This window comes from Acinetobacter sp. YH12131 (assembly GCF_013418635.1).
GTDB classification, from domain to species: Bacteria; Pseudomonadota; Gammaproteobacteria; order Pseudomonadales; family Moraxellaceae; genus Acinetobacter; species Acinetobacter towneri.
In genome coordinates, this window is record NZ_VPBQ01000040.1 from 1 (window position 1) to 3,582 (window position 3,582).

3 protein-coding genes are annotated in these 3,582 nt (G+C 35.7%); all 3 read right to left on the bottom strand.

Annotation, left to right across the window (positions count from 1 at the left end):
* Nucleotides 1-1,479 (bottom strand): MobV family relaxase (gene mobV / locus FTU66_RS13410; RefSeq protein ID WP_180112947.1); only part of this gene is annotated, 1,479 nt, incomplete at its 3' end.
* 217 nt (nt 1,480-1,696) lie between these two features.
* On the bottom strand, nt 1,697-2,632 hold the full coding sequence (gene repM / locus FTU66_RS13415) for a replication initiation protein RepM (RefSeq protein WP_180112948.1): 936 nt from the start codon (nt 2,630-2,632) through the stop codon (nt 1,697-1,699).
* Between the two features lie 748 nt (nt 2,633-3,380).
* Nucleotides 3,381-3,582 (bottom strand): hypothetical protein (locus FTU66_RS13420; protein WP_180112949.1); only part of this gene is annotated, 202 nt, incomplete at its 5' end.

The following is a 3,582-nucleotide window of genomic DNA, read 5'->3' on the forward strand; positions in this document are numbered from 1 at the left end:
TCTGTAAAGCTCATTTTCGGCTTTTTTCTGCTGCATGTACACTTCTAGCGCATCCTTTGCTATCTGCTCATTTACAGCTTTCTGCGCGCTTCTAGCAGCATCATTTGTCTGTTTCGCTGTTTCCAGTTCTTTCAGTCGTTCAAGATTACGCTCAACATCATTGATGACAGGTTCGAAATTCTCATAGTAATCATCGAGTTTATTTTGGAATCGTTTACCAATCTGGTTTTCAGGATTCTGTTTTAATATAGAAACTGTTTCATTAATTTCTAATTCTTTACTTTTATCGTGAATATTCTTTTTATAAGTATAGGAATATTGCATGTTTGATTGATTATATTGATATTCAGACATATAGAAATCAGGCTTATCAATATATATTTTTGAGCCGTCATCTTTCCATCCTTTATTAAACTCTTTTTCAGTTAAGTTGTTCTTTTTTAGCCAATTTTCTGTTTTCTCGTACTCTTTTTTGAGCAGTTTTTCATTATCAATTTTGGCTTTTAATTCAGAGTTGCAATAATCATAGAAACACTCAAAGTTATTCTTATGTGTATTAATTAATTCTATTTTATTATTATATTTTTCAACTTCTTTTTGAATATCCTTTTCGTGTTTATTCTTAATTAACGAAGCTGTTTCTTTTATCTTGTTATTGAATAAATCGACATGTAGCTCGGGTACATCATCCAGAGCTTTCAAATATACCTCCGCTTTTTCAGCAATCTGTCTTAGTGCTTTAACTTCTTTTTCTGTATGAAGTGCTTGTAATGCTTCAATTTTTGACTTTTTGTAATCGGGCAATACTTCATCAATCACACGTTTTGCATAATTCTCTTTTGATTCAAAAAAGTCTGGTTTTGGCAAATTATCAATACTTGGACTGAACTCGTTTATTTCATTAATTTGATTAACGATCTCATAGTGCTGTTTGATTGTTCGATGTTCAGCTTTAGAGTTTTTGATACCTCGACTTAATCCTAAATGTTTAACAATTTCAGCAGCTTCTGTTTGTTCTTCTTGTAATAGTTTTCGTCCATCAAGCCATTTTTTACAGTTCAGAACCTTCTTTTCTTCATCAAACGGAACGATATAAACAATCATATGTGGTGTTGTCTCGTCTCTATGAATGTGAGTAGAGATAACATTTTCAGTTCCCCATTTTTTTATAAGTCTTTCTTTTTGAAGATTAAAAAATTCGGTTTCTTTCTCTGTACCCCATCCATCCCAGGTCGGTGAAGCAGTTACAAGATATTCAACACACAAGACATTATCTGGACGTTCTTTTATACGTTGATCAACTCTGTTTTTTATTGATTGAACAACATCAGTTTTTTTATTGAAGTCGTGTTCATTGAGATTTAAACGAGATGAATCAGAATTTGGAGTGTCAATAAGTCGATATGTATGATCAAGAGACCCCCCAATTTCACCGTATGATTTTAATTTTGTATGTCTCAAAATAACGTAACCAGTCATCACAAAATCCAAAAAGAAGAAATTAAACTACGTTCAATATCTTCTTTTGATTTTGTTTTTTCAACCTAAATTTCGATTTTGGTGTACTTACTACACCAAAATTTTTTCTTCGAAAAAAATTTAGGTTCCGCAAGCAATGGAAATCCTTTCCCTTGACCCTTTGCCAAGTCCTTCGGACTTGGTCCAAGTCTGGCGACTTGGAGGGCAGCCGATCTAATTAACCTTTAAAGCCGTATTCAGCAAGTAGCGGATAGAATGTTTTGAAGTGTTTTTCTTCTGCAAGCATATCAGCAAGCAGTTTGCCGAATTGCTCATAAGTGCCAGTACCAACAAGATGGCTGTATTCGCTTTGTACACGTGCATCGTGTGCTAGTTTACTGCCGAACAAGTGGCGCTGCGGGTCAGTCATTTTGTTGAATAAGTCTGGCGTGTTCTGATCTCGCTGCGGTTGTTCAATCTTCTGCTGTTTAACTTTCTGTTTAAACTTGAATGAAAAGCCGTCAATCTTGCGCCCGGCTTTGTGTTGCTCATAAGTTAGCTTAATGTCTGTATGCTCGTTGATCTGTGCAACTGCTAAGTCGAGAACGTACTTTTTAAAAGTACACATATCTTTGTACTCATTTTCATCAAGCAAGCCAACGCGTTCGCGGAACTCTGACAGCTTAATGATTGGTGTTTTTCCCACTGACTTCCAGGACATCATAAGTTCATAAAGACGTACAGCATACTTGCTTGTGAGTGGTGCAACTTGCTCAAGATCATAGCTTGTAAAGTGACGCTCTAAGCGTGAACACATGCTTGCAACCGCAGGACTAAAGATGATCTGTACTTCTGCTGACTTATCAACATAAGCGATTTGAGACACCCATCTGCTTTTAACTACTTTTAGCTTTTCGTCTTGTAGTTCAGTGAATGTGAATTGACGCTCAAATAGTGACAGAACAGCATCTTTTAATGCTTTATATGCTGCATCTTTAGTGACGTTGTACTGTTTTTCATACTCGCTTGCATGAATAGAAAGCGGTGTTTTTGTATCAAAGCCTTTTTCTGTTTCACGAGCTTTAATAATCGCTTGAAGTACAATTCTTTGTTCAACTAGCTCTAAGCTGTAACTAGCGTTAATAAGAGCGTTATCTTTCACGACTTGATTCATTCGTTTTCCTTTTTTCAACTTCAATGCAATGCCTCCTATGTTTAGAAAGAAAAAAGTTCTCAACGAACCGAGTCGGTATAAATCAGCTACCGCGACTGTCTGGCTAGTGCATGTGTATAAATTAATCACTTGTATTTAATAAGTCAATATATTTACTTATTTAAATAAAATATTTTTATGTCTTATTTAATTAAGAGTAAAGCTTATTGAATATAAGAGTAAAGCTTATTGAATATAAGAGTAAAGCTTATTGAATGTAAGACTAAACCTTATTGAATGAAGCTTGAAACGCAGATACAGCAAGGCTTTCGAGCTACCTAAAAGCATTTAAAAGCTTTAAAAACTATTAAAAACCCAAAAGCAAAAGCAAAAGCAAAAAAACAGTTATGAAAACTGCCCTATGTACTCGCTTCGCTCGTACTCTATTGCTGCTCGCTTCGCTCGCAGCGTTGGGGCAGTTTTTGTTACTGCATTACATGACAACTCAAAGCAAAAGCAATTATGTATTCGCTTCGCTCATACGTCTTTAAAAGCAAAAGCATCAATACATCGCTCGTAGACACTCGCTAAATACTGTCGTTTGTGAGCAAAAAAGAGCAAAAGCAGTAATCAGAGAGGGGAATGGGCGACTTTTCATTGCGTCGCTCGTAGACACTCGCTAATAAATACTTGTTATTGTTTATTTTTACCGATTGTGTACTGTACTGTACTGTACTGTATCGTTGTACAGTACAGTACGTTTAGATACTTAATTGAAAGGTCTATAAGTATTATCATTATCAAGCGAATTGTCTTGATCTTTATTAACATCGCTTCTAGACGCTCTGTAAAGCTCATTTTCGGCTTTTTTCTGCTGCATGTACACTTCTAGCGCATCCTTTGCTATCTGCTCATTTACAGCTTTCTGCGCGCTTCTAGCAGCATCATTTGTCTGTTTCGCTGTTTCCAGT

Coding starts and splice junctions, on each gene's coding strand:
- repM (WP_180112948.1), bottom strand. CDS start 2,632: ATGAATCAAGTCGTGAAAGATAACGCTCTTATTAACGCTAGTTACAGC.